This is a genomic window from Variovorax paradoxus, assembly GCA_016806145.1.
Taxonomy (GTDB): Bacteria; Pseudomonadota; Gammaproteobacteria; order Burkholderiales; family Burkholderiaceae_C; genus Variovorax.
In genome coordinates, this window is the sequence record CP063166.1 from 2694881 (window position 1) to 2720629 (window position 25749).

The 25749-nt window shown below is 68.3% G+C and carries 21 protein-coding genes, 1 tRNA gene and 2 pseudogenes; 15 read left to right on the forward strand and 9 right to left on the reverse strand.

The genetic code is table 11. From position 1 onward, the window contains the following. The first annotated feature begins 23 nt into the window (after nt 1-23). From fdx to INQ48_12460, 7 genes are all read left to right on the forward strand, one after another. Nucleotides 24-362, forward strand: a complete 339-nt coding sequence (fdx, locus tag INQ48_12430) for an ISC system 2Fe-2S type ferredoxin (GenBank protein ID QRF59971.1) — start codon at nt 24-26, stop codon at nt 360-362. 85 nt (nt 363-447) lie between these two features. After that, nucleotides 448-1155 carry a DNA polymerase III subunit epsilon gene (gene dnaQ, locus INQ48_12435; protein QRF59972.1) on the forward strand — a complete coding sequence of 236 codons (708 nt, stop codon included), beginning with the start codon at nt 448-450 and terminating at the stop codon, nt 1153-1155. Between the two features lie 85 nt (nt 1156-1240). Then, nucleotides 1241-1315 (forward strand) — tRNA-Val (locus tag INQ48_12440). A gap of 160 nt (nt 1316-1475) precedes the next feature. Continuing rightward, complete coding sequence (locus INQ48_12445) at nt 1476-1604, forward strand: stereocilin (GenBank protein QRF59973.1); 129 nt, start codon at nt 1476-1478, stop codon at nt 1602-1604. A 36-nt stretch (nt 1605-1640) separates the two neighbouring features. Then, on the forward strand, nt 1641-2747 hold the full coding sequence (locus INQ48_12450; GenBank protein QRF59974.1) for an NAD(P)/FAD-dependent oxidoreductase: 1107 nt from the start codon (nt 1641-1643) through the stop codon (nt 2745-2747). Between the two features lie 148 nt (nt 2748-2895). After that, complete coding sequence (locus tag INQ48_12455) at nt 2896-3192, forward strand: DUF883 family protein (GenBank protein QRF59975.1); 297 nt, start codon at nt 2896-2898, stop codon at nt 3190-3192. A gap of 27 nt (nt 3193-3219) precedes the next feature. After that, nucleotides 3220-3933: a phage holin family protein gene (locus INQ48_12460; GenBank protein ID QRF59976.1), complete on the forward strand. Its 714-nt coding sequence runs from the start codon at nt 3220-3222 to the stop codon at nt 3931-3933. 44 nt (nt 3934-3977) lie between these two features. Here INQ48_12460 and INQ48_12465 read toward each other — a convergent pair whose 3' ends face one another. Then, nucleotides 3978-5066, reverse strand: a complete 1089-nt coding sequence (locus tag INQ48_12465; protein ID QRF59977.1) for a quinone-dependent dihydroorotate dehydrogenase — start codon at nt 5064-5066, stop codon at nt 3978-3980. 43 nt (nt 5067-5109) lie between these two features. Here INQ48_12465 and rpiA point away from each other — a divergent pair, with 43 nt between their 5' ends. Next, on the forward strand, nt 5110-5826 hold the full coding sequence (gene rpiA / locus INQ48_12470; GenBank protein QRF59978.1) for a ribose-5-phosphate isomerase RpiA: 717 nt from the start codon (nt 5110-5112) through the stop codon (nt 5824-5826). Here rpiA and INQ48_12475 read toward each other — a convergent pair. From INQ48_12475 to INQ48_12495, 5 genes and pseudogenes are all read right to left on the reverse strand, one after another. Then, nucleotides 5827-6476: pseudogene (locus INQ48_12475) on the reverse strand (glutaredoxin family protein). A 30-nt stretch (nt 6477-6506) separates the two neighbouring features. Next, the gene (locus tag INQ48_12480; protein ID QRF59979.1) at nt 6507-8564 is read right to left on the reverse strand and encodes a M3 family metallopeptidase; all 2058 of its coding nucleotides are present in this window, start codon (nt 8562-8564) and stop codon (nt 6507-6509) included. A 5-nt stretch (nt 8565-8569) separates the two neighbouring features. Continuing rightward, on the reverse strand, nt 8570-9421 hold the full coding sequence (folD, locus tag INQ48_12485; GenBank protein ID QRF59980.1) for a bifunctional methylenetetrahydrofolate dehydrogenase/methenyltetrahydrofolate cyclohydrolase FolD: 852 nt from the start codon (nt 9419-9421) through the stop codon (nt 8570-8572). Between the two features lie 80 nt (nt 9422-9501). Next, a complete protein-coding gene (locus INQ48_12490; protein QRF59981.1) occupies nt 9502-10134 on the reverse strand; it encodes a response regulator transcription factor in 633 nt (210 codons plus the stop codon). Then, entirely contained in the window at nt 10131-12671 is a 2541-nt protein-coding gene (locus INQ48_12495; protein ID QRF59982.1) for a PAS domain S-box protein, read from the reverse strand. The genes INQ48_12490 and INQ48_12495 overlap by 4 nt, the downstream gene beginning before the upstream one ends. A 215-nt stretch (nt 12672-12886) precedes the next feature. Between INQ48_12495 and aceE the strand changes: the two genes are divergently transcribed. The 4 genes and pseudogenes from aceE (at nt 12887) to lpdA (ending at nt 19810) form a co-directional block, all read left to right on the forward strand. Next, on the forward strand, nt 12887-15613 hold the full coding sequence (aceE, locus tag INQ48_12500) for a pyruvate dehydrogenase (acetyl-transferring), homodimeric type (GenBank protein ID QRF59983.1): 2727 nt from the start codon (nt 12887-12889) through the stop codon (nt 15611-15613). Between the two features lie 49 nt (nt 15614-15662). Beyond that, nucleotides 15663-17350, forward strand: a pseudogene (gene aceF, locus INQ48_12505) (dihydrolipoyllysine-residue acetyltransferase). A gap of 55 nt (nt 17351-17405) precedes the next feature. After that, on the forward strand, nt 17406-17999 hold the full coding sequence (locus tag INQ48_12510) for an MFS transporter (GenBank protein QRF59984.1): 594 nt from the start codon (nt 17406-17408) through the stop codon (nt 17997-17999). Continuing rightward, nucleotides 17996-19810, forward strand: coding sequence for a dihydrolipoyl dehydrogenase (lpdA, locus tag INQ48_12515; protein QRF59985.1), 1815 nt, complete (start codon nt 17996-17998; stop codon nt 19808-19810). Before INQ48_12510 ends, lpdA begins: the two co-directional genes overlap by 4 nt. 105 nt (nt 19811-19915) lie before the next feature. Here lpdA and INQ48_12520 read toward each other — a convergent pair whose 3' ends face one another. Continuing rightward, on the reverse strand, nt 19916-20497 hold the full coding sequence (locus tag INQ48_12520; protein QRF60710.1) for a C40 family peptidase: 582 nt from the start codon (nt 20495-20497) through the stop codon (nt 19916-19918). A 231-nt stretch (nt 20498-20728) separates the two neighbouring features. On the opposite strand from INQ48_12520, the gene INQ48_12525 reads away from it, so the two are divergent. Continuing rightward, nucleotides 20729-21859: a PQQ-dependent sugar dehydrogenase gene (locus INQ48_12525; GenBank protein QRF59986.1), complete on the forward strand. Its 1131-nt coding sequence runs from the start codon at nt 20729-20731 to the stop codon at nt 21857-21859. Nucleotides 21860-21862: 3 nt separating this feature from the next. Here INQ48_12525 and INQ48_12530 read toward each other — a convergent pair whose 3' ends face one another. Together INQ48_12530 and INQ48_12535 are read right to left on the reverse strand one after the other, a co-directional pair. Beyond that, nucleotides 21863-22654 carry an alpha/beta hydrolase gene (locus INQ48_12530; protein QRF59987.1) on the reverse strand — a complete coding sequence of 264 codons (792 nt, stop codon included), beginning with the start codon at nt 22652-22654 and terminating at the stop codon, nt 21863-21865. A gap of 10 nt (nt 22655-22664) precedes the next feature. Then, the gene (locus INQ48_12535) at nt 22665-24299 is read right to left on the reverse strand and encodes a 4-hydroxyphenylacetate 3-hydroxylase (GenBank protein QRF59988.1); all 1635 of its coding nucleotides are present in this window, start codon (nt 24297-24299) and stop codon (nt 22665-22667) included. A gap of 131 nt (nt 24300-24430) precedes the next feature. Here INQ48_12535 and INQ48_12540 point away from each other — a divergent pair, with 131 nt between their 5' ends. Both INQ48_12540 and INQ48_12545 read left to right on the forward strand, forming a co-directional pair. Next, nucleotides 24431-25054, forward strand: coding sequence for a TetR/AcrR family transcriptional regulator (locus INQ48_12540; GenBank protein ID QRF59989.1), 624 nt, complete (start codon nt 24431-24433; stop codon nt 25052-25054). Nucleotides 25055-25146: 92 nt separating this feature from the next. Next, nucleotides 25147-25749: an isochorismatase family protein gene (locus INQ48_12545; protein QRF59990.1), complete on the forward strand. Its 603-nt coding sequence runs from the start codon at nt 25147-25149 to the stop codon at nt 25747-25749.

Genomic DNA, 25749 nt, shown 5'->3' on the forward strand with positions numbered 1-25749 from the left:
CAGAACGACAACGCAGGCGCTGCATGCCCACGATCAAGATTTATCCGCATCCCGAATACTGCCCGCAGGGCGCCGAGATCACCGCGCCCGCGGGCACCTCGATCTGCGAGGCTCTGCTCGACAACGACATCAACATCGAACACGCGTGCGAGATGAGCTGCGCCTGCACGACCTGCCACGTGATCGTGCGCGTGGGCGGCGGTTCGCTCAACGAAGCCGAGGAGGGCGAGGAAGACCTGCTCGACCGCGCCTGGGGCCTGGAGCCGCAATCGCGCCTGAGTTGCCAGGCGATCCTGGCGCAGGAGAATGTGACGATCGAGATTCCGAAGTACTCGATCAACCACGCGAAGGAAAACCACTGATGAGCGCAGCGCCGGGCCGCCCCAAGCAAGCTCGTGCCCCCTCGGGGGGCGGCGAGGACACGAAGTGCCGAGACTGGGGGCGCGCATGAGCCGCTTGATCGTTCTCGATACTGAAACGACGGGCCTGTCGGCCGAGAACGGCGACCGCGTCATCGAGCTCGGTTGCGTGGAGCTGTTCAACCGCAAGCTCACCGGCAACGACCTGCACATCTACTTCAACCCCGAGCGCGAGAGCCACGAGGACGCGCTCAAGGTGCACGGCCTGACAACCGACTTCCTGCGCGACAAGCCGAAGTTCGCAACCCTGGCCAATGACATCGTCGAGTACCTGCGCGGCGCCGAGCTGATCATCCACAACGCGGCCTTCGACGTGGGCTTCCTCAACAAGGAATTCGAGCGCGCCGGCCTGCCGCCGCTCAAGACCTTCGTGAGCGAGGTGACCGACACGCTGGCCATGGCCAAGCAGGTGTACCCGGGCAAGCGCAACTCGCTCGACGCGCTGTGCGACCGCTTCGGCGTCGACCGCTCGAACCGGACCTTCCACGGCGCCAAGCTCGACGCCCAGTTGCTGGCCGACGTCTACATCAATCTCACGCGCGGCCAGGACGCGCTGCTGATCGACGTGGCCACCGCCGAGCCCGAAGTCGGCACCACGGTGATCGCCATCGATTTGAGCCGCATCGAGCTGCCGGTGCTGGTCGCGACCGAGCACGAACTCGCCGAGCATGACGCCGTGTTGTCCCAACTCGACAAATCGAGCAACGGTCGCACGCTCTTTCGCCAAAACGCTTGAAAAGCTGTGGCATAATCTAAGGCTTCGCAGAACGCGATTCATCCAGGCGCTGAAGCCCATCGAAGAGATCGGGCAGAGGCGTCAGGGGCGGTTAGCTCAGGGGTAGAGCACAGCATTCACACTGCTGGGGTCGGAGGTTCGAAGCCTCCACCGCCCACCAATTTCCAGGTTCCATTTTTCTTCTCCGTCGGTGCATCGGCCCGACGGGATTGCCGTTCGCGTGTCGGTGCGCGCCGACGACAGGTGCCGTCGTGTGCCGCTGGTGGTGCGGGCCTTCGCGCCTAGAACCGAGGCACGACTTCAACCCAGGAGAACAGATCATGGCGACCGCACCCGATCTTCCGACACCGATCACGCCCACGCCGGGCCTGCCCGTGGAGCCCGACGAGGGGCCGAACAAGGCGCCCGACGAGCCCACCGATCCCGAGCCGCCACCGACCGCGACCTGATCTTCACGGGCGCGGCGCTCGCGCTAAGCTCGCCGCATGGACGATCTCGATTGCGCCGTCATCGGCGGTGGTGTGGTGGGTCTGGCCGTGGCGCGCGCACTCGCGCTCGCGGGCCGTGAAGTGATGGTGCTCGAGGCCGAAGGCGCCATCGGCACCGGCACCAGTTCGCGCAACAGCGAAGTCATCCATGCGGGGATCTACTACCCGCAAGGCTCGTTGAAGGCGAAGCTCTGCGTCGAAGGCAAGCAATTGCTCTACGCGTATGCCGAGGCGCGCGGCGTGCCGCACCGGCGTTGCGGCAAATTGATCGTCGCGACTTCCGCCGAGCAGGTGGCGCAGCTCGAGGCGATCCGTCTCAGGGCCGCGGCCAACGGCGTCGACGACCTCGAAACGATCTCGGCAGCGCAGGCTGTCGCGCTCGAACCGCAACTGCGCTGCATGGCCGCGCTGGTTTCGCCGAGCACCGGCATCGTCGACAGCCATGCGCTGATGCTGAGCCTGCTCGGCGATCTCGAGAACGCCGGCGGCATGCTGGCATTGAAGTCGGCCGTGACGCGCGCCGACCTGGAAGCGGGCGGCATCGTGCTGACCGCACAGGACGGCACGCGGTTGCGCTGCCGCAGCGTGGTCAACGCGGCCGGGTTGAGCGCGCCCGATCTGGCACGCCACTTCGGAGGACTCGCCACCGAGGCCGTGCCCACTGCCTGGTTCGCGAAGGGCAACTACTTCACCCTGTCGGGCCGCGCACCCTTCGGTCGGCTGGTCTATCCGGTGCCCGAGCCCGGCGGCCTCGGCGTGCACCTGACGATCGACCTCGGCGGGCAGGCCAAGTTCGGACCCGACGTGCAATGGGTGAATTCGCCCGACGACCTGGTGGTGGACGCCGCGCGCGGCGAGGCCTTCTATGCCGAGGTGCGCAAGTACTGGCCCGCGCTGCCCGATGGCGCGCTGATCCCGGGCTACGCGGGCATGCGGCCGAAGATCTCCGGCCCCGGCGATCCCGCGGCCGACTTCCGCATCGACGGGCCGCGCGCGCATGGCGTGCGAGGCCTCGTCAACCTGTTCGGCATCGAGTCGCCGGGGCTCACGAGCAGCCTCGCGATCGGCCGCCATGTGGTGGATCTGCTCGCGACCGAGGACTGAGTCCCGAGCCGATCGCGAACGATCTCTTGCAGAACTCTTTGTGGATGCAGTCCTCCGTGGGCAATGGAGCCTGTAACATGACAGCACGCCATTTGTAGGCGTGAAGCCGCCGGCGCGTTGCCGGTGTCATCACGGAGGAAGGTTTCCAATGAGTGCATCCAAGAATCTCGAGGCGGCAGCCGAGGACATCGCGAGCGACGTGCGTGGCGTGCTCGCCAGCAAGGACCTGGATTCGGTTCCCCACATCAAGGCGCTGCGCCAGCGCATCGACACCAAGCTCGCGATCGCTCGCGAGCTCGCCGCCGAGAAGAGCCGCCTCGCCGCCAAGAAGGCTCGCGAAGCCGCCTCGGCCACCAACGCCTATGCCCACGACGAACCCTGGCAGATCGCCGCTGGCGCGCTGGCCGTCGGTGTGCTGGTGGGCCTGCTGCTTGGTCGCCGCTGATCGAGCCGTGACCGCGGAGGGCCGCCGGTGAGGTTGCTCTCTCTTCTCGGACTGGACCGGCGCCTGCGCCGGCTGCGCATTGCCGCGGCCGAAGGCGCGATGGCCGCCGAAGACCGTGTGCAGCTGCTGCGCATGGCCTGGGAGGAGGAGAAGCAGCGGCTCAAGCTGGTGCTGGTCCTCGCGATCGTGCTCTTGGGCCTGACGACGATCGCCGTCGCGCTGCTGTCGGTGGCCGTCGTGGTCCATTTCTGGGACACGCCGCAGCGCACCACCGCCGCCTGGTCGGTGGCCGCGCTCTGGATCGTGCTGTGGCTCGCGGCCGCCTGGGGTCTGTGGACCCAGCTGCGCGGTGCCTCGAACAGCTTCACGCCGACCCGCGAGGAACTGGCGCGCGACTGGACCTGGGTGCAGGAGCGCTTCGGGCTCGGCGACGAGGCCGGCGAAGAGGACGATCCGGCGTCGCGCCGTCCGGCCACGCGCGAGGAACTGATCGAGCGCATCGAGCGCCAGCGCCTGCGCATCGCGACCTTGCAGGGTGGCGGCACCGCCGCCGCGCCAGACGAGGAGCGGCCGGCACCGCCGCCGCCCGACGAAACGCCTACCGCCACGGCGTTGCGCATCGCGCGCGAGCATCCGGTGGCCACGGGCGTTGCCGTTGCTGCGGCGCTGGTGGTGGTTCGCCCGAAGCGCCTGCTGCGCTGGGCGACCTTCGTCGCGCCGATCCTCTGGCGCATGCGCTGAAACGGCCGGCGAGCCGCGCTCGCCCGCCTTCCCACCGAAAAAGCTCAGGCGCTGCCGCGATCCCGCTGCAGTGCCTGTGCCGTTTCATGGACCAGCGCCGGGCCGCGGTAGATCAGGCCGGTGTAGATCTGCACCACGTCCGCGCCCGCCGCGATCTTGGCCCTGGCGTCGGCCGCACCGAGGATGCCGCCCACGCCGACGATCGGGAAGTCCTTGCCCAACGCGGCGCGCAGCTGCGCGATCACGCGATTGCTCGATTCGCGCACCGGCGCGCCCGACAGGCCGCCGGCTTCCTTCGCATACCGCAGCCCCTCGACCGCGTCGCGCGCCAGCGTGGTGTTGGTGGCGATCACGCCGTCCATGCCATGGCGGCGCAGCGTGGCGGCGATCACCGCCACCTGCGCCTCGTCGAGGTCGGGCGCGATCTTCACGAACAGCGGCACGCGGCGCGGCGCGCCACCGAGGGGCTGGCGCGCCAGCGTCTCGCGCCGCTCGGCCACGGCGCCCAGCAGCGCGTCGAGCGCCTCGTCGCTCTGCAGGCTGCGCAGGTTGGCGGTGTTGGGGCTCGAGATGTTGATCGTCACGTAGTCGGCATGCGGGTACACGCCGTCGAGGCAGGCGATGTAGTCGTCCATCGCGCGCTCGATCGGCGTGGCGGCGTTCTTGCCGATGTTCAGGCCCAGCAGCATCGGCGCCTTGGCGCTGGCCGCGTTGCGGCGGAAACGTGCCTTCTGCACGTTGGCCAGGAAGGCGTCGAGTCCGTCGTTGTTGAAGCCGAGCCGGTTGATCAGCGCCTGGCGCTCGGGCAGGCGAAAGATGCGCGGACGCGGATTGCCGGGCTGGCCTTTGGGCGTGACGGTGCCGACCTCGACGAAGCCGAAGCCCATGGTGGCGAAGGCGTCGATGCAGCGCGCGTTCTTGTCGAGACCGGCGGCGAGGCCGACACGGTTGGGGAAGCGCAGGCCGGCCAGGGTGACGGGATCGTCGACGCGCGGCGCCGCATAGGCGCAGGCCAGCGGCGTGTTCTGCGTACGCGCGAGCCCGTCGAGCGTCAGTTCATGGGCATGCTCCGGGTCGAAACCGAACAGGAAGGGGCGGGCCAGGCCGTAGAGCGAGGAGGGCAGCAGGGACATCGTCGGATAATTCGGGGCTTCAATGAGCCCAGGATTCTCCGCGATGACCGCACCCCTTCCTTCTTCCTCCGCCGCAGCCACCCCCATCTCCCAGGACGAACTCAAGGCCCAGGTGGGCCGCGCCGCCCTGGCCTACGTGGTGAAGGGCGAGATCGTGGGCGTGGGCACCGGCTCGACGGTCAACAAGTTCATCGACGCGCTGGCCACGATCAAGGACCAGATCCGCGGCGCGGTCTCGAGCTCGCTCGCCTCCACCGAGCGCCTGCAGGCGCTGGGCATTCCGGTGTTCGACAGCAACGAGGTCGAGGAACTGGGGGTCTACATCGACGGCGCCGACGAGATCGATCACCGCGGCTTCATGGTCAAGGGCGGCGGTGCCGCGCTCACGCGCGAGAAGATCGTCGCGGCCCAGTCGCGCCGCTTCGTCTGCATCGCCGATGCCTCGAAGCTGGTCGACACGCTCGGTGCCTTCCCGCTGCCGGTCGAGGTGATCCCGATGGCGGCGCGCCGCGTGATGCGGCAGTTCGCGGCGCTGGGCGGCCTGGCCCAGGTGCGCGAGAAGGACGGCCTGCCGCTGGTCACCGACAACGGCCAGCACATCGTCGACGTGACGGGTCTGAAGATCGCCGATCCGCTGGCCTTCGAATCCGAGGTGAGCCAGTGGCCCGGCGTGGTCACCGTGGGCGTGTTCGCGCACCAGAAGGCGAACGTGTGCCTGCTTGGCACGCCCGAAGGCGTGCGCACGCTGGACTTCGCCTGATCAGAACTTGATGCCGGCCGGGTTTTCCGGCGTCGGGCCGCTCGGCGGTGCCGCGGGCAGCGGCTGCGCGTCGGGCGCCGCGCGGGCGGCGGCGGTGGGTGGGCGCCGGTGCGCGCGTGACCTGCGACCATCGGCTGCGCCGGCGGAGGGCGGTAGCCGCTCGGCAGGCCGTTGCTCCGGGGATAGCCGGCCGCGTCGAGGTACTGCCCCCATTGCGTGTCGGAGAAGCCGGGCAGTTGCTGCGCGCCGATGGTCAACAGCGGCAGCGAGTTCTGGCCGCTGAGCTTCTGCAGTGCCTCCACGTCCTGGTTGCTGTTCACCGTGCGTTCCTGGAACGGGATGCCGCGCGTGACGAGCAGCGTGCGCGCCATCGAACAGGGGCCGCATTCGTCGCCGCTGTAGAGCGTGACGGGATAGCGCTGCGCGATCTGGCGCAGCTCGTAGGGCAGGCCCGCGTTGGCGCCCGCGCCGGGCGCCGGCTGCGCATTGACGGCCGGTTCGGTGCTGGCGGTGGGCGCGCGGTCCGAGAAGGTGACCCGGCCGTTCTTGTCGACCTGCCGGTAGACCGGTTGCGCCATCGCGCCCGCGATGGCGAGCAGGAGGACGAAACCGGTCAGGCGAGCTGGTGAGAATTTGTAAATCGGGCGCATGGCCCGAGTATCTCAAGCTTCAGCGCCGCATCAAGCCGGCTGCGGCTCGGCCATGCCCTGGTGTCGCAGCAGCGCATCAAGCTGGGGTTCGCGGCCGCGGAAGGCCTTGAACGACTCCATCGCGCTGCGGCTGCCGCCGGCCTCGAGGATGGCCTGTCGGTACTTGCGGCCGGTCTCGATGCTCGGTTCGCCGTTGGCGCCCACGGTTTCCTCGAAGGCCGCGTAGGCGTCGGCGCTCAGCACCTCGGCCCACTTGTAGCTGTAGTAGCCGGCCGCATAGCCGCCCGAGAAGATGTGGCTGAAGGTGTTCGGCGTGCGGCTGAAGGGCGGCGAGGGCATCACGGCCACCTCGGCGCGCACCTGGGCCAGCAGCGCGAGCACGTCGCCGGGCTTCGCGGCCGCGGCGTGGTACTCGGTGTGCAGCAGCATGTCGAACAGCGAGAACTCGATCTGGCGCAGCGTCTGCAGGCCGCTCTGGAAGTTCTTGGCGGCGGTCATCTTGTCGAACAGCGCGCGCGGCAGCGGCGCGCCGGTGTCGACGTGGGCCGTCATGTGGCTCAGCACGTCCCACTCCCAGCAGAAGTTCTCCATGAACTGGCTCGGCAGTTCGACTGCGTCCCATTCGACGCCGCTGATGCCCGACACGTCGCGCTCGTTCACCTGCGTGAGCATGTGGTGCAGGCCATGGCCGAACTCGTGGAACAGGGTGGTCACGTCGTCGTGCGTGAGCAGCGGCGGCTTGCCGCCCACGCCCTCGGCGAAATTGCAGACCAGTTGCGCGATCGGCGTCTGCAGGCGGCCGTCGTCGGGCCGCAGCCAGCGCGCGCGCACGTCGTCCATCCAGGCGCCGCCGCGCTTGGCGGCGCGCGCGGAGGGGTCGAGGTAGAACTGGCCGACCTTCTGGCCGGCGCGCTCGATGCGGTAGAACTCGACGCTCGGATGCCAGGTCGGCGCGCTGTCGCGGCGGATCGAGACCTCGAACAGCGTCTCGACGATCTTGAACAGGCCCGCCATCACCTTTGGCGCCGGGAAGTACTGCTTGACCTCCTGCTCGCTGAAGGCGTAGCGCGCCTCCTTGAGCTTCTCGCCGATGTAGCTCCAGTCCCAGGGCTGCGGATCGGCCAGGCCCAGTTGCGTGGATGCGAAGGCGCGCAGGTCGGCGAGGTCGCGCTCGCCGTAGGGGCGGGCCTTGGCCGCGAGGTCGCGCAGGAACTTCACCACCTGCTCGGGCGATTCGGCCATCTTCGGCACCACCGAGAGCTCGCCGAAGTTGCGGTAGCCCAGCAGCTTGGCCTCTTCCTCGCGCAGCGCGAGGATCTCGCCGATCAGCGACGTGTTGTCGAAGGCCGGGTCGCCGAGTTCGCTGGCGCGCGTGACGTAGGCGCGGTAGAGCGTCTCGCGCAGCGCGCTGCTCTTGGCGAACTGCATCACCGGCAGGTAGCAGGGCATCTTGAGCGTGAGCTTGTAGCCGTCCTTGGCCTCGGCTTCGGCCGCGGCGCGCGCGGCATTGACCACGTCTTCCGGTACGCCCTCGAGCTCGCCGAACTGCGCGTAGTAGGCGAAGGCATCGGTCGCGTCGAGCGCGTTCTCGCTGAACTTCTGGCTCAGCTCGGCCTGGCGTTCCTGGATCTCGGCGAAGCGCTGCTTGGCCTCGCCCTGCAGCTCGGCGCCGCCGAGCACGAAGTTGCGCACCGCGTTGAGATGCGCCTGGCGCTGCTCGGCGTCGAGCGTGGCGACATCGATCGCCTTGTACTTCGCGTACAGGCGCTCGTCGGAGCCCAGGCGGGTCCAGAACGCGGTGACGCGCGGCATCGCCTCGTTGTAGGCGGCGCGCAGCTCGGGCGTGTCGGCCACGGCATTGAGATGGCCGACCGCGCTCCAGGCGCGGCTGAAGCGTTCCGAGGCCACGTCGAGCACCTTGGAGATCGCGCTCCAGCTGGCGGGGAAGTCGGGTGCCGTCACCGTCTGCAGCGCGGTCTCGGCCTCGGCGAGCAGCACGTCGACCGCGGGGGCGACGTGTTCGGGCCGGATGCGGTCGAACAGCGGGAGGTCGGTGAAATCGAGGAGGGGGTTGTTCGAGGTGGCCATGGTGTTCACTTGGCGGCGCGTTCGGCCGCTTCAAGGGTGTTGGCGAGCAGCATGGCGCGCGTCATCGGGCCGACGCCGCCGGGCACCGGGGTGATCCAGCCGGCGACTTCCTTCACGCCGTCGAAGTCGACGTCGCCCGCGAGCTTGCCGTCGGCCTTGCGGTTCATGCCGACATCGATGACCACCGCGCCGGGCTTGACCATGTCGGCCGTGAGGAGGTTGAGCTTGCCGACGGCCGCGACGATCACGTCGGCCTGGCGCGTGATGGCGCCCAGGTCCTGCGTGGCGCTGTGGCAGATGGTCACGGTGGCGCTCTTGGCCAGCAGCATCATGGCCATCGGCTTGCCGACGATGTTGCTGCGGCCGATCACCACCGCGTGCTTGCCGCGCAGGTCGTAGCCGATGGATTCGAGCATCTTCATGCAGCCGAAGGGCGTGCAGGGCCAGAAGCCCGGCGCGCCGGTCATCAGCGCGCCGGCGCTGGCGACGTGGAAGCCGTCGACGTCCTTCGCGGGCGAGATGGTCTCGATGACCTTCTGGCTGTCCATGTGCTTGGGCAGCGGCAGCTGCACCAGGATGCCGTGCACCGCCGGGTCGTCGTTGAGCACGCGGATGCGCGCGAGCAGGTCGGCCTCGCTCAGGTCGGCCGGGTGGGTCTCGAGCGTGGCCGAGAGGCCGGTCTGCGTGCTGTCGTTGACCTTGTGCTTGGTATAGACCTGGCTGGCCGGGTCCTCGCCCACGAGGATGATGGAAAGGGCCGGGTTCACGCCGCGGGCCTTGAGCGCCGCGGTGCGGCCGGCGACTTCGGCGCGGATGGTTTTGGCGAGGGCGTTGCCGTCGATCAGTTGGGCGGTCATCGGTTTCGATTTTCCAAGTAAAAACGCCCGCTTGCGCAGGCGTGGGGGTCATGCATCGCTATCGGAGAGATAGCCGGCGTCTAGGCCTTGGCAGCGGGCGCCGCCTGTCCGAGCGCGATCTTCAGCAGATCGGCCACGGTGTTGGCGTTGAGCTTCTCCATGATGTTGGCGCGATGCGCCTCGACCGTCTTGATGCTGATGCCGAGGTCGTCGGCGATCTGCTTGTTGAGCCGGCCGGCGACGATGCGCTCGAGCACCTGCGCCTCGCGGCCCGTGAGCTTGGACAGCAGCGCGTCGCGGCTGGCCGACTGCTGGTGCTGCGTGAAGGCGCCACGCGCATGTTCGAGCATGCGCTCGACCAGCGCGACGAGCTCCTCGTCGTTGAAGGGCTTCTGGATGAAATCCATCGCGCCCTTCTTCATGCTGTCGACGGCCATCGGCACGTCGCCGTGGCCGGTGATGACCACGATCGGCAGCGGCGAGCGGCGCTCGATCAACCGGTCCTGCAGCTCCAGGCCCGTCATGCCACCCATGCGGATGTCGACGATCAGGCAGGCCACCTCGCGGGGGTCGTAGCGGGAGAGGAAGGACTCGGCGGAATCGAAACAGCGGACCCGGTAGTCCTTGCCTTCGAGCAGCCATTGGAGCGAATCGCGTACCGCTTCGTCGTCATCGACGACATACACAGTGCCCTTTTTCGGAATCAAACTCATGCAGGTACCTTTACCTCGTCACTTGCTAGGGAACTGATAGCGTCCAACACCGGAATCCAGAAGGAGAAACGGCATCCGATCACATCCGGGCCATTGTAGATGTTCTCCGCCTGCATCCGGCCGCGGTGCGACTCGACGATGGTGCGGCACAGGTTCAGCCCGATGCCCATGCCCTCGGGCTTGGTCGAGAAGAAGGCCTCGTAGAGCCGGTCCATGACCTCGGGCGCGAGGCCCTTGCCGGTGTCCTGCACCGAGAACTCGATCGCGTTGTGGCCCTCGATCACCTTCGGCAGCACGCGCAGTTCGACGCTGCGCCGCGCCAGCGGGCGCTCGGCGAGGTCGATCGACTCGGCCGCGTTCTTCAGCAGGTTGACCATCACCTGCTCGATCAGGATCGGGTCGACGCGCACCATCGGCAGCCGCGCCGCCACGTAGTGGTTCAGGCGCACGTTGCGCCGGCGCAGCTCGATGCCGGCCAGTTCGACCGCCTCGCTGACCATGGTCGCCACGTCGGCCGGCGTGCGGTTGGGTTCGCTGCGTTTCACGAAGGAGCGGATGCGCTGGATGATCTGGCCCGCGCGCTGGGCCTGCTTCGAGGTCTTCTCGAGCGCGGCCAGCAGCGCGTCGTTGTCGATCGACTGGCTCTTGATGCGCGACATCATCCCGTTGCAGTAGTTGCTGATCGCGGTCAGCGGCTGGTTCAGCTCGTGCGCCACGCTCGAGGCCATCTCGCCCATGGTGATCAGCCGGCTCGCCGACTGCGCGCGGTCGGCCTGCGCGGCCGCCTGTTCCTCGGCATCGCGGCGCGGCGTGATGTCGGTGGCGATCACCAGCTGCGCCAGGCGGCCGTCGACCCAGGTCAGGTAGCGCGAGCGCACCTCGAGCCACTTGCCGAGCTCGGGCACGAAGATCTCGTTGTTGGCCGCCTGCGCGGCGGTCAGCGTGTCGATCGGCAGGCCGGCGTAGGGGTCGACGTCGTCCAGGCCCTCGTCGTGCGCGTTCGAGGCCGGCACGCCGGCCTGCGCCACCATGCCCAGGTGGCCGACGGTGTCGGAGCCGAACCACAGGCGGTAGAGCTTGTTGGCGAACAGCAGCTCCTCGCTGCCGATCGGCGCCACCGACACCGCGGCGTCGAGCGCCTCGAGCACGGTGGTGAAGCGTTCGTAGGAAGCCGACAGCTGCTCGCGGATGCGGGTGGGCTCGGTGATGTCGGTCATCGAGGTCATCCAGCCGGTCTGGTGGCCGCGCGCGTCGATCAGCGGCGACACGTACAGCCGCGCGTCGAACACGCTGCCGTTCTTGCGCTTCACCCGCACCTGGAAGCCGCCGGGCAGGGCGCGGCCGTGCAGTTCCTCCTCGAGCCGCTCGTTCATGACCTCGCGGTCGGATTCGAGCCAGTAGGGGAAGGGCGGCGTCTGGCCGACCAGCTCCTCCTCGGCCCAGCCGGTCATGGCGCAGAAAGCGGCGTTGACGTAGGTGATGCGGCCCTGCAGGTCGAGCACCCGCATGCCGGTCAGCATCGAGTTCTCCATCGCGCGGCGGAAGTTGGTCTCGGCCACCAGCCGCTGCTGCGCCTGCAGCCTGCGGCGCGTGTGGCGCCAGGTGCCGATCAGCATCCAGCTGGTGAGCACGCTGAGCGCGCAGACCAGCCAGAACAGCCCGTTGCCGACCACGCCCTGCGAGGTGCGATAGGCCTGGGCGCGCAGCACCAGCGCGTTGCCCACGGGCGAGACCGGCACCTCGTATTCGTTGGTGCGTTCGCTCCAGGGCAGGAGGCGCGCGCCGGTCTCGCGCAGGTTGGCGGTGTTGCCCGCGATCACCTTGCCCTTGGCGTCGAGCAGCGACACCGCATAGCGCGCCTGCACCTCGGACGGCATGCCGTAGCGCAGCAGGCCGTCGACCGAGAACTCGCCGAGCACCACGCCCGCGAACAGGCCCTGGTCGAACAGCGGGATGTGCAGCTGCAGCATGGCCGGCGGATCGCCGCCGGCCGCGGGCTGGGAGAACACCGGCTGGCGCAGCTCGCGCGCCAGCGCGTAGTTGCTCTCGATGTCGCCGGGGCGCAGCACGTCGCCGATCAGGTGCTGCTGCGCCGGATGCACGCTGGGCGCGGCATAGCCGGCCTTGAAGCGGCGGCGGTCGTCGATCCAGGTGATGGTCTGCAGCTCGGGGAACTGGCTCACCAGCGATTCGGCGCGGCTGGTGAACTCGATCGGGTCGATCTCGCGGTTGGAGGCATCGCGCGCGATGCGCATCAGCTGCTCCTGGCGCTCCAGCAGCCGCAGCCGCATGCGCTGCTGGGCGTACTCGACGTCGCGGCGCACCGACTCCTGCTCGCGCTCGACCTCCTCGGTGCGCAGATACCAGAAGGCGGTGACGATCGCCGCGAGGAACAGCAGCACGGCGGCCATCGGGGCCAGCATCGCGACGGCGTCCTGCAGCACCGGGGTCTGGCGGCGCCACCAGCGGCGCCACCACGACAGCGGCGAGGCGTTGACGGCACTGCGGGCCACGGCCAGCGGAGAGGAAAAAGGCATTGGGGGAGTTTATTAGGTGGCGAGCTTCCCAAGGCCCGGGTTATCGACGGTGGCACTGGTCCCGGCACGGTCTAGGGGCAGTTGAAATTCGTCAGAATGTCACATTAAGAAATCTATACGCACTATTTGAAATCGCAGTATTTCTGTGCGACACTCCGCGCGCTCACACGCAGAGCGCCTAAATTACGCCCACAGCCCCAAAAGGAGAGACAAGCATGTCGGCAAATCCCGAGAAGCACTTCGGCCCGGCCGCGAACGACGCGGATTCCCAGGAAACGCGCGAGTGGATGGACGCCTTGTCCGCCGTGATCCAGAGCGAGGGCCCCGAGCGTGCGCACTTCCTGCTCGAACAGCTCCTGGAGCACGCCCGCCAGAACACGGTCGACATGCCGTTCTCGGCCAACACGGGCTACGTCAACACCATCGAACCCTCGCAGGAAGCCCGCAGCCCCGGCAACCTCGAGATCGAACAGCGCCTGCGCGCCTACATGCGCTGGAACGCGATGGCGATGGTGGTCAAGGCCAACCGCCACCACCCGCCCGAAGGCGGCGACCTCGGCGGCCACATCGGCTCCTTCGCCTCGCTGGCCAGCATGTTCGGCGCCGGCTTCAACCACTTCTGGCACGCCGAGAGCGAGAACCACGGCGGCGACCTGCTCTACATCCAGGGCCACGTCTCGCCCGGCATCTACGCCCGCGCCTACCTCGAAGGCCGCCTGACCGAGGAGCAGCTGCTCAACTTCCGCCAGGAAGTCGACGGCAAGGGCCTGTCGAGCTATCCGCATCCCAAGCTGATGCCCGAGTTCTGGCAGTTCCCGACGGTGTCGATGGGCCTGGGGCCGCTGATGGCGATCTACCAGGCGCGCTTCCTCAAGTACCTGCATGCCCGCGGCATCGCCAACACCGAGAACCGCAAGGTCTGGGTCTTCTGCGGCGACGGCGAGATGGACGAGGTCGAATCGCTGGGCGCCATCGGCCTGGCGGCGCGCGAGAACCTCGACAACCTGATCTTCGTCATCAACTGCAACCTGCAGCGCCTCGACGGCCCGGTGCGCGGCAACGGCAAGATCATCCAGGAGCTCGAGGGCGAGTTCCGCGGCGCCAACTGGAACGTGGTCAAGCTGATCTGGGGCAAGGGCTGGGACGCGCTGCTCGAGAAGGACCATGACGGCGCGCTGCGCAAGATCATGATGGAGTGCAACGACGGCGACTACCAGTCGTTCAAGGCCAACGACGGTGCCTACGTGCGCAAGAACTTCTTCGGCCGCGATCCGCGCACCCTGAAGATGGTCGAGCACCTGAGCGACGACGAGGTCTGGAACCTGCAGCGCGGCGGCCACGACTCGCAGAAGGTCTACGCGGCCTTCCACGCGGCGCAGAACCACCAGGGCCAGCCCACCGTGCTGCTCGTCAAGACCGTCAAGGGCTTCGGCATGGGCAAGATCGGCGAGGGCAAGAACACGGTCCACCAGACCAAGAAGCTCAACGACGACGACATCCGCGCCTTCCGCGATCGCTTCAACATCCCGATCCCCGACAGCCAGATCGCCGAGCTGCCGTTCTACAAGCCGGCCGACGACACGCCGGAAATGAAGTACCTGCACGAGCGCCGCAAGGCCCTGGGCGGCTACCTGCCGCACCGCCGCGTGAAGGCCGAGGAGAGCTTCACCGTGCCCGCGCTCGAGACCTTCAAGGCGGTGCTCGAGCCCACGGCCGAAGGCCGCGAGATCTCGACCACGCAGGCCTACGTGCGCTTCCTCACGCAGCTGCTGCGCGACCAGGCCCTGGGCCCGCGCGTGGTGCCGATCCTCGTGGACGAGGCGCGCACCTTCGGCATGGAAGGCCTGTTCCGCCAGGTCGGCATCTACAACCCGCACGGTCAGCAGTACACCCCGGTCGACAAGGACCAGGTCATGTACTACAAGGAAGACAAGGCCGGCCAAATCCTGCAGGAAGGCATCAACGAGGCCGGCGGCATGTCGAGCTGGATCGCGGCGGCCACGTCGTACAGCACGAACAACCGCATCATGGTGCCGTTCTACGTGTACTACTCGATGTTCGGCTTCCAGCGCATCGGCGACCTGGCCTGGGCGGCCGGCGACATGCAGGCGCGCGGCTTCCTGCTCGGCGGCACCTCGGGGCGCACCACGCTGAACGGCGAAGGCCTGCAGCACGAGGATGGCCACAGCCACATCCTGGCCAACACCATCCCGAACTGCGTGAGCTACGACCCGACCTTCGCGCACGAAGTCGGCGTGATCCTGCACCATGGCTTGAAGCGCATGGTCGAGAAGCAGGACAACGTCTACTACTACATCACGCTGCTCAACGAGAACTACCCGATGCCCGGCCTGCAGCCCGGCACCGAGGAACAGATCATCAAGGGCATGTACCTGTGCCGGCAGGCGCCGGCGGTCAAGGCCGCCAAGGGCAAGGAAGCCCCCACGGTGCAGCTGCTGGGCTCCGGCACCATCCTGCGCGAGAGCTTCGCGGCGCAGGAACTGCTCGAGAAGGACTGGGGCGTGAGCGCCGGCGTCTGGAGCTGCCCGAGCTTCAACGAGCTGACGCGCGACGGCCAGGACGCCGACCGCTGGAACCTGCTGCACCCGACCGAGGAAGCGCGCGTGCCCTTCGTGGCGCAGCAGCTCGGCGGCAGCACGGGCCCGGTGGTCGCGTCGACCGACTACATGAAGGCCTACGCCGAGCAGATCCGCCCCTTCATCCCCAAGGGCCGCAACTACAAGGTGCTGGGCACCGACGGCTTCGGCCGCAGCGACTTCCGCAGCAAGCTGCGCGAGCACTTCGAGGTCAACCGCCACTACATCGTCGTCGCCGCGCTCAAGGCCCTGGCCGAGGACGGCGCGCTGCCGGCCGCCAAGGTGGCCGAGGCGATCAAGAAGTACGGCATCAATGCCGACAAGGTGAACCCGCTCTACGCGTAATCACGATTCCCCATAACCAGGACGCGCCTTCCGGCGGGAGACAAACGATATGGCAGCAGTGGAAGTCAAGGTACCCGACATCGGCGATTTCGATGAAGTCGCTGTGATCGAGGTGCTGGTGAAAGTGGGCGACACGGTCAAGCCCGAGCAGTCGCTCATCACCGTGGAGTCGGACAAGGCCTCGATGGAGATTCCGTCGTCGTCCGCCGGCGTGGTCAAGGAACTCAAGGTCGAGGTCGGCAGCAAGGTGAAGCAAGGTTCGGTGGTGCTGGTGCTCGAGGCCGAAGGGGCCGGCCAGGCCGCCGCGCCGGCGCCCGCGGCCAGTGCTCCGGCACCGCGGCCAGCGCGCCGGCACCGGCCGCCGCGGCGCCCGCACCCGCTCCGGCGGCTGCACCGGCGGCCGCCGCGGGCCCGGTCGACGTGAAGGTGCCCGACATCGGCGACTTCAAGGACGTCGCGGTGATCGAAGTGCTGGTCAAGCCCGGCGACACCATCAAGGTCGAGCAGTCGCTGATCACGGTCGAATCGGACAAGGCCTCGATGGAGATCCCGTCGTCGGCCGCCGGCACGCTCAAGGAACTCAAGGTCAAGGTCGGCGACGTCGTCAACATCGGCGACCTGATCGCGGTGATCGAAGGCGCCGCGCCCGCTGCGGGTGCGGCACCCGCGCCGGCACCGGCCCCCGCTGCCGCAGCGGCGGCACCCGCCACGGCGTCGGCCTCCGCGCCCGCACCGGCTGCGGCCGCTCCCGCGCCGGCTGCCGCCGCGCCGCACGATCCGACCAAGAGCCCGTCGGCCGGCCTGCCGCATGCTTCGCCCTCGGTGCGCAAGTTCGCGCGCGAGCTCGGCGTGCCGCTCGAGGAGGTCAAGGGTTCCGGTCCCAAGGGCCGCATCACGCAGGAAGACGTCCAGGGCTTCACCAAGGCCGTGATGAGTGGCCAGGCCACCACCAAGGCTTCCGCCGCGGCCAAGCCCGCGGGCGGTGGCGGTGCCGACGGCGCCGCGCTGGGTCTCTTGCCCTGGCCGAAGGTCGACTTCACGAAGTTCGGCACGGTCGAGCGCAAGGACCTGTCGCGCATCAAGAAGATCAGCGGCGCGAACCTGCACCGCAACTGGGTGATGATCCCGCACGTCACGAACAACGACGATGCCGACATCACCGAGCTCGAAGCCTTCCGCGTTGCCACCAACAAGGAGAACGAGAAGTCGGGCGTGAAGGTCACGATGCTGGCCTTCGTGATCAAGGCGGTGGTCTCGGCGCTCAAGAAGTTCCCCGAGTTCAACACCAGCCTCGACGGAGACACGCTGGTCTACAAGCAGTACTTCCACATCGGCTTCGCGGCCGACACGCCCAACGGCCTCGTGGTGCCGGTGCTGCGCGATGCCGACAAGAAGGGCATCCTGCAGATCAGCCAGGAGATGGGCGAGCTCGCCAAGAAGGCGCGCGACGGCAAGCTCGGCGCGGCCGACATGCAGGGCGGCTGCTTCTCGATCAGCTCGCTCGGCGGCATCGGCGGCACGCACTTCACGCCGATCATCAACGCCCCCGAAGTGGCCATCCTCGGCCTCTCGAAGAGCGCGATGAAGCCGGTGTGGGACGGCAAGCAGTTCGTGCCGCGCCTCACGCTGCCGCTGTCGCTGTCGTACGACCACCGCGTCATCGACGGTGCCTCGGCGGCGCGTTTCAACGCCTACCTGGGCCAGGTGCTCGCCGACTTCCGCCGCGTGCTGCTATGAGCGCCCAGGCTGCTTCGGCGGCCTCGGCGCCCCTGGCGAACCGGCGCGAGGCCCCATGACCACGGTCGTGGCCGTCCGCAAGAACGGCCAGGTCGCCATGGCGGCCGACGCGCTCGTGACCTTCGGGGACACGCGGCTCACGCACCGGCAGGAGGCGAACCAGAAGATCTTCTCGATCGAGGACGCCGCCGGCCACAGCCTGTTCGCGATGGCCGGCGCCGCGGCGCACTTCCTGGTGCTGCAGCATGCGCTGGCCGCGCAGCCGCGCGAGTCGCTGCTGTTCGGCAGCAAGCACGAGGTGTTCCGCACCTTCACGATGCTGCATCCGGTGCTCAAGAGCTCGTTCTTCATGGAGACCAAGGAAGACGATCACGAGCCCTACGAGTCGAGCCAGTTCACGATGCTGCTGGCCAACGCGAGCGGGATCTACGGCATCTACAGCTACCGCGAGGTGTTCGAGTTCAAGCAGTTCTGGAGCATCGGCTCGGGACGCAGCTTCGCGCTCGGCGCCATGCATGCGGTGTACGACCAGAAGTCGCGCTCGGCGCGCGACGTGGCGGAGGCGGGGATCGCCGCCGCCTGCGAATTCGATCGCAATTCGGCCGGACCGGTCGACTCTCTCACACTCAAACTGAAAGTGTCCAAATGAGCGAACAACAAATCAAGGTGCCCGACATCGGCGACTTCGACGAAGTGGCGGTGATCGAGGTGCTGGTGAAGGTGGGCGACACGGTGAAGGCCGAGCAATCGCTGATCACGGTCGAATCGGACAAGGCCTCGATGGAGATCCCGTCGTCCGCGGCCGGCGTGGTGAAGTCGCTGGCGGTGAAGGTGGGCGACAAGGTCAAGGAAGGCTCGGTGGTGCTGACGCTGGAGGCGGATGCCGCCGCCGCGCCTGCGCCCGCTGCTGCCGCCCCGGCGCCTGCAGCAGCGGCGCCCGCGCCCAAGGCTGCCGCGCCCGCACCGGTCGCCGCGCCCGCGGCCTCGAACTACGGCGGCAAGGTCGACGTCGAATGCGATGTCATCGTGCTGGGCGCCGGCCCCGGCGGCTACTCGGCCGCCTTCCGCGCCGCCGACCTCGGCCTGAAGGTCGTGCTGATCGAGCGCTACGCCACCCTCGGCGGCGTCTGCCTCAACGTCGGCTGCATCCCCTCGAAGGCGCTGCTGCACGTGGCCTCGGTGATGGACGAGGTCAAGCACTTCGCCGACCTCGGCGTGAGCTTCGCCGCGCCCACGGTCGACCGCGCCAAGCTGCTGGGCCACAAGAACAAGGTGGTGGGCAAGCTCACGAGCGGCCTCACCGCCATGGCCAAGATGCGCAAGGTCACGGTGCTGCGCGGCGTGGGCAACTTCGTCGACCCGCATCACATCGAGGTCGAGGAGACCTCGGGCACCGGCTGGGACACCACCGGCAGCAAGCAGACCGTGAAGTTCCGCAGCGCCATCATCGCCGCCGGCTCGCAGGCCGTGAGCCTGCCCTTCATGCCGAAGGACCCGCGCGTGGTCGACTCCACCGGCGCGCTCGAGCTCGGCACCGATCCCAAGCGCATGCTGATCCTGGGCGGCGGCATCATCGGCCTCGAGATGGGCACGGTCTATTCCTCGCTGGGCGCGCGCCTCGACGTGGTCGAGATGCTCGACGGCCTGATGCAGGGCGCCGACCGCGACCTGGTGAAGGTCTGGCAGAAAATGAACGCGCCGCGCTTCGACAACCTCATGCTCAAGACCAGGACGGTCGGCGCCGAGGCCACGAAGGAGGGCATCAAGGTCACCTTCGAGGGCGAGAACGCGCCCAAGGAACCGCAGGTCTACGACCTGGTGCTGCAGGCCGTGGGCCGCAGCCCCAACGGCAAGAAGATCGGGGCCGAGAAGGCCGGCGTGGCCGTGGGCGATCGCGGCTTCATCCCGGTCGACATCCAGATGCGCACCAACGTGCCGCACATCTTCGCCATCGGCGACATCGTCGGCCAGCCGATGCTGGCCCACAAGGCGGTGCACGAGGCGCACGTGGCGGCCGAGGTGATCGCGGGCGAGCTCAAGGGCGACAAGGAACTGGCGAGCGCGGCCTTCAATGCCCGCGTGATCCCGAGCGTGGCCTACACCGACCCCGAGGTGGCGTGGGTGGGGCTGACCGAGGACCAGGCGAAGGCCGAGGGCATCAAGGTCAAGAAGGGCCACTTCCCGTGGACCGCCTCGGGCCGCGCGATCGCCAACGGCCGCGACGAGGGCTTCACCAAGCTGCTGTTCGACGCCGAGACGCACCGCATCCTCGGCGGTGGCATCGTGGGCACCCATGCCGGCGACATGATCGGCGAGATCGCGCTGGCCATCGAGATGGGCGCCGACGAGATCGACATCGGCAAGACCATCCATCCGCACCCGACGCTGGGCGAGAGCATCGGCATGGCGGCGGAAGTGGCGCACGGGACCTGCACCGACCTGCCGCCGCAGAAGCGCTGAAGGATCGGGGGCCGCGTTGCGGCCTTCGCCCCAAACAAAAAATCCCGCGGCTGCGGGATTTTTTTCGTCCTGGCCCCTGTGCGAAACGGGCCGAAGAAGGGGAATTCAGTCGCCGGTGCGGGCCGAAGCCGCGGCGGCGCGGATCTCGTCGTTCGATCCGCCGCCGAGCACGCGGCGGGCGCCGTCGAAGCGGCGGCTCCAGTAGCTGCCGTTCATGTCTTCCACGCGCACCTGGGCGCCCGAGCGCGGCGAGTGGATGAACTTGCCTTCGCCGACATAGATGCCGACATGGCTGAAGGCGCGGCGCATGGTGTTGAAGAACACGAGGTCGCCGGGCTTGAGTTCGCTGCGGTCGATCTTCTCGGTGGCGGCAGCCTGTTCTTCGGCGCGGCGCGGCAGCATGTGGCCGACCGTCTGGTTGTACATGGCGCGCACGAAGCCGCTGCAATCGAAGCCGGTGTCCTCGGAATTACCGCCGCGGCGGTACGGAACACCGAGGAAGCCGATGGCGGTCATCACGAGGTCGGAGGTGCGCTCGGTGACAGTCTGGCGGACTTGCCTCAGTTGCCCCACCAGGCCTTTTTCGGCCAGCAGTTGGCCGACTTCGTCGGTCCGGTCCGGTGGTTGGGGAGCTGCGTGGGCAGCGACGGCAATCAGGAGGGACGCGGGTAGGACGAAAAAACGCATGGCGCGTAGGATATTGATGACGGCTGGCGCTGTCAATTTGAGATGAATTAGAGATTGTGCCGCCAACCCGTTGATTTACTTGGAAATTTTGAATCATCGGACAACTAAAATGTAACGGTTGACCGGTGATGCCGGATAAGCAGTTCGGCCTCCAAGACCCTTCGAAGTCGACAACTGTCTTCATGTGGGTTTGAAAAACCGCCAAGATCATTCGTTTTGCGGGGAAAACACATGAAATCGCTCTCGAAGCCCTCCCGGCGCGTTGTCGGCCGTGTTGTCGTCATGTCGGGTTTGATCTTTGGCGCGGCCGCCATGGCGCAAGGGCGATCTGAGACGGTGGCTTCGGGGCTCGAGAGTCCCTGGGGCGTGGGCTTCCTGCCGGGCGACCGTTTCGTGGTCACCGAGAAGCCGGGGCGCATGCGCATCGTCGCGAAGGACGGCAAGATGGGCGCGCCGCTGGCGGGCCTGCCGGCCATTGCGGCCGGCGGGCAGGGCGGTCTGCTCGACGTGCTCGTCGACGCGGACTTCCGCAGCAACCGCACGCTGTACTTCTGCTTCTCGGAGCCCGATGCCGGCGGCAGCGCCAACAGCACGGCGCTCGCGCGGGCGCGGCTGTCGTCCGACGACACGCGGCTCGAGAACCTGCAGATCGTCTTCAGCCAGAAACCCAAGGTCGCGAGCCGCGCCCACTTCGGCTGCCGCATCGTCGACGGCGGCGACGGCACGCTCTACCTCACGCTCGGCGACCGCTTCAGCCGCAAGGAGGACGCCCAGAAGCTCGACAACCATCTCGGCAAGATCGTGCGCATCGGCAAGGACGGCAGCGTGCCGAAGGACAACCCCTTCGTCGGCCGGCCCGGCGCGCTGCCCGAGATCTGGAGCTACGGCCACCGCAACGGACAGGGCGCCACGCTCGGCCCCGACGGCCGTCTGTGGATGACCGAGCACGGCCCGCAGGGCGGCGACGAGATCAACATCGCGCAGGCCGGACGCAACCACGGCTGGCCCGTGATCACCTACGGCGAGAACTACGGCGGCGGCAAGATCGGCGACGGCATCACGGCCAAGGAAGGCATGGAGCAGCCGCTGCACTACTGGGTGCCCTCGATCGCGACCTCGGGCATGGCCTTTCTCACCAGCGACCGCTACGGCGCCGCGTGGAAGGGCAACCTGTTCGTCGGCTCGCTCAAGTTCGGCTACCTCGACCGCATCGAGCTCAAGAACGGCAAGGTGGTGGCCGAGCACAAGCTGCTCGAGGACGGACGCGCGCGCATCCGCGACGTGAAGCAGGGGCCCGACGGCCTGCTCTACGTGCTGACCGACGAGTCGAACGGCAAGCTGCTGCGGCTGCGGCCGAACTGAGATTCAGCCGGGGCAGCCGGGCAGCGACAGCGTCGGCAGCAGCCGCTGCCACAGGCGCCGCCATTCGGGCCAGTCGTGGCCGCCCTCGGTGGTGACAACGCGTTCGGCCGGCAGCACGCCCGCCAGCAGCCGGTGGCTGAAGGCGAAGCGGTCGTCGAGCCCGTAGCCCAGGTACAGCGGCGGCCGCGCGCCCGCCGTCTGCGTGTGGCCCGCGTAGCCGCGCAGCCATTGCCACAACTGGGTTTCGTTCGGCGTGCGCGGAATGCCGGCGCCGCTGTCGAGCGGCCCGTTCCATTTCGCGAGTCCGCCCGCGTTGGCGATGTCGGTGCTCAGCGTGCGTTCGCCCAGATAGGGCGCGATCGCCACCACGCCGGCCAGTTCGCCCGGATGCGTCTGCGCAAAGAGCAGGCCGCCGAAGCCGCCGAGCGAGATGCCGACGATCCAGATCTGGCGGTAGCCCTGGCGCCGCGCGGGTGCGATCACGTCGGCCTCCAGCCGCTCGAGCACGCTCCTGTCGTTGTAGTAGCCCAGGTGCGCGTCGACCAGCATCACGTCGACCGCGAGCCGGTTCGCGCGCACCGCCTCGACGAAGCCCTCGCGCTCGAACTCATCGGGCGTCGAATGGACGCCCGGCAGCATCACGAGCAGGGTGTCGGCCTGGCGCGTGCAGCGCTGGGTCTCGAGCACGGTCGCCAGCGGCACCGTGCTCTTGCGCACGCCGCCGCAACCGGCCAGCAGCAGCGCGGCACCGACACCGAGGGCCGCGAGGCAGAGCCGCTTCGTCAGGACTTTCATCCCGCCGAGTCTAGGCGGCGCGATGAGGCTTGGGCAGTTCGACCATCACCGGCTGTCCGGGCGTGGTGCAGCCCGTGTCGCAGCACTTGCCGGGCTGGCGGTTGCGCGTGATCGCGCGCTGCGGATCGTGCGGCGCGGCCGCGGGCGAGCCGTCGGCCGCGATGCCGCGCTCGAGCAGCCGCTCGACCAGCTCCACCTTCGAGCCCACCGGGTAGTGGCGCCAGATCTCCTGCTTCATCGCCGCCGGCGAGCCGCCGCCATGCAGGCTGATCACGCTGTACCAGCCGCCCTGATAGCCGGCCGTCAGGTCCTCGATGAAGCGGGCCGCCTCGATGCGCTGTTCGTAGGGCACGGCCGGATTGGCGCGCAGCACGTCGGACAGCCGCGCCGCGGTCTCGGGGTTGTGGTCCTCGTCGGGGCCGGGCAGGGTGACGATCAGGCCGCCGCTCACGGTGTGGGCGATGCGGTGCATGTCGTAGATCTTGGTCGCCAGCAGCAGCTTGCCGATGTTGCTGAACACCGGGTCGGGCATGAAGACCGGGCAGTGTTCGTCGGCCTTGCCGTAGACGCTGGCGGCCACGCCGCAGGCGAAGAAGCCCTCGGTGATGCTGATGAGCTCGACCATCTGCTCGCGCAGGTGGCTTTCCTTGCCCGGGTCGAAGCCGTTGGCCTCGCACATCAGCGCGCCGGCGCCGATCAGCAGATCGCCGAAGCCGGCGCGCGCGCCGATGCAGCTGTGGCGGTGGTGGGTGGCGTAGCTGTAGGTGAGGTGGCCCGAATGTTCCCAGCTGCCGTCGGAGCCGTCGTAGAACACGCGCTCCCACGGCACCAGCACGCGGTCGAAGATGCACACGCCGGTGCTCTGGCCGTACTTGCGGCTGAACAGGGCGTCGCCGTGCTCCAGCTTCTCGCCGGGCCGGCCGGCCGGTCGCGCCACGATGGTCAGGCCCGGCGCGTCCAGCGGCACCGCGCAGCAGACGGCGAAGTCTGCATCCTCGCGGCCCATGTTGCGGCAGGGCATGACCAGCAGCTCGTGCACGTAGGGCGCGCCGGTCACGATGGCCTTGGTGCCCGAGATCACGATGCCGCGCGCGTTGCGCTCCACCACGTGCACGTAGCTGTCGACGTTGGCCTGCTCGTGCGGCCGGCGGCTGCGGTCGCCTTTGGCGTCGGTCATGGCCACGCCCAGCGTCAGGTCCTGGTCCTGGACGCGGTGCAGGTATTCATGAAAGCGCGCCGTGTGCTCGCCGCCGCCGCGCGCGTCGTCGATGCGCGCCGACACCTGGGCGATCGCGTTGAGCGCGTCGTGCGTGAGGTAGCGCTGCGCGCAGCCGGTTTCCTGGCACACCAGCCGCACCGCCTCGAGCTTGTTGAGCAGGTCGCCGGCGCTGGTGTTGATGTGCGAGAGCCGGTTCACGCGCTTGCCGCTGGTGTGCTGCACCGCGGTCATCAGCGGCTCGTACTGCGCCTTCAGCGCATGGTCGTAGGTCAGGGCGATGGCGTTGATGCCGGGGCGAAACGCGGGTTCGTCGGCCACGCTCTCGACCCGCCGGCCGTCGACGTAGACGACGGGCTTGTAGCGGCGCAGCGATTCGCGGTAGTCGGCGCCGGACATCAGCGCGGCCGAGGGGAGCGGGGCGTTCATCGTGGGTGTCTCCGGTGGTTGTCGTGCGGGCCGGATCGGGCCGGCTTCTCCAAATTTAAACACTGTTCAAAAAATTGATCAACCGTTAAGAAAAATGAGCAACGCTTAAAAGAAGGGCTACAGTCCAGCCCATGCAGGCCAAGCTCCAACGACGACAGACCCTGAGCGACGCGCGCCGAGCGCTGGTGCTCGACGCGGCGCGGGCCGTGTTCTCCGAGGCCGGCATCGAGGGCGCGAGCATTCGCGAGATCGCGCGCCGCGCGGGCTACACGCCGGGCGCCATCTATTCGTATTTCGAGAGCAAGGAGGCGATCTACGCCGCGCTGCTCGACGAATCGCTGCTGCGGCTGTGCACCGCGGTGGCCGAGGCCGAGGCCTTCGCGGACCGGCCCGCGCTGACGCTGGCGTCCAAGGCGCGGGCCTGGTTCGGCTTCTACGCGGCCCATCCGCGCGAGCTCGACCTCGGCTTCTACCTGGTGCACGGCATGCGGCCGCGCGGCCTGACCAGCGAGCTCGACCATGCGCTCAACGACCAGTTGAAGGAAGCGCTCAACCCCTGCGAGGAAGCGCTGCGCGCGATGGGGCTCGATGCCGCCGACGCGCTGCGCGAGAACACCGCGTTGTTCGCGCACGGCGTCGGCCTGCTGCTGATGCGGCACACCGGGCGCATCCGCATGTTCGGGCAGTCGGCCGATGCGCTGTTCGAGGCCTACATCGGGCAGCTTGTGGACCGCGTCGGGGCGCCGGCCGCCTGAGCCGGTCCGCGCGCCGGTGCTTTGGTGTTAGTTTCCAGGGTTTCGGGCGCACGGCCGCCCCGCAACCCTCGTCAGAAGAAAGAACCCCGCCCATGCTGCTCGACGCATCCCAATCCCAACTCGTGCTGGTCGACTATCAGGCCCGACTGATGCCGGCGATCTTCGAGTCGGAGGCGGTGGCGCAGAACGCGGTCCGCCTCGCCAAGATGGCCCGGCTGTTCGACGTGCCGGTCTTCGGCACCGAGCACAACCCGTCCAAGCTCGGCGAGAACCTGCCCGACATCCGCGCGCTGTGCCGCCGCACGCTGCCGAAGATGCACTTCAGTGGCGTGGAAGAGGGACTGGGCGAATGGCTGCGCGTGCCGGCCAAGGCGCCGCAGGGCAATGCGCGCAGCCTGCCCAAGCACCTGCAGAAGCCGGCCGCGGCCGCCGAGGAGCGCAACACCATCGTCATCGCGGGCTGCGAGGCCCATGTCTGCCTGCTGCAGACGGCGCTCGACCTGCTCGAGGACGAGTTCGAGGTCTGGGTCGTCACCGATGCCTGCGGTTCGCGCACCGAGCGCAACCGCGACGCCGCCTTCGACCGCCTGGCCGGCGCTGGCGCCGAACTGGTGACGACGGAGATGGTCGGCTTCGAATGGCTGCGCACGGCCGAGCATCCGGCCTTTCCGGAGCTGCTCGCGCTGGTGCGCTGA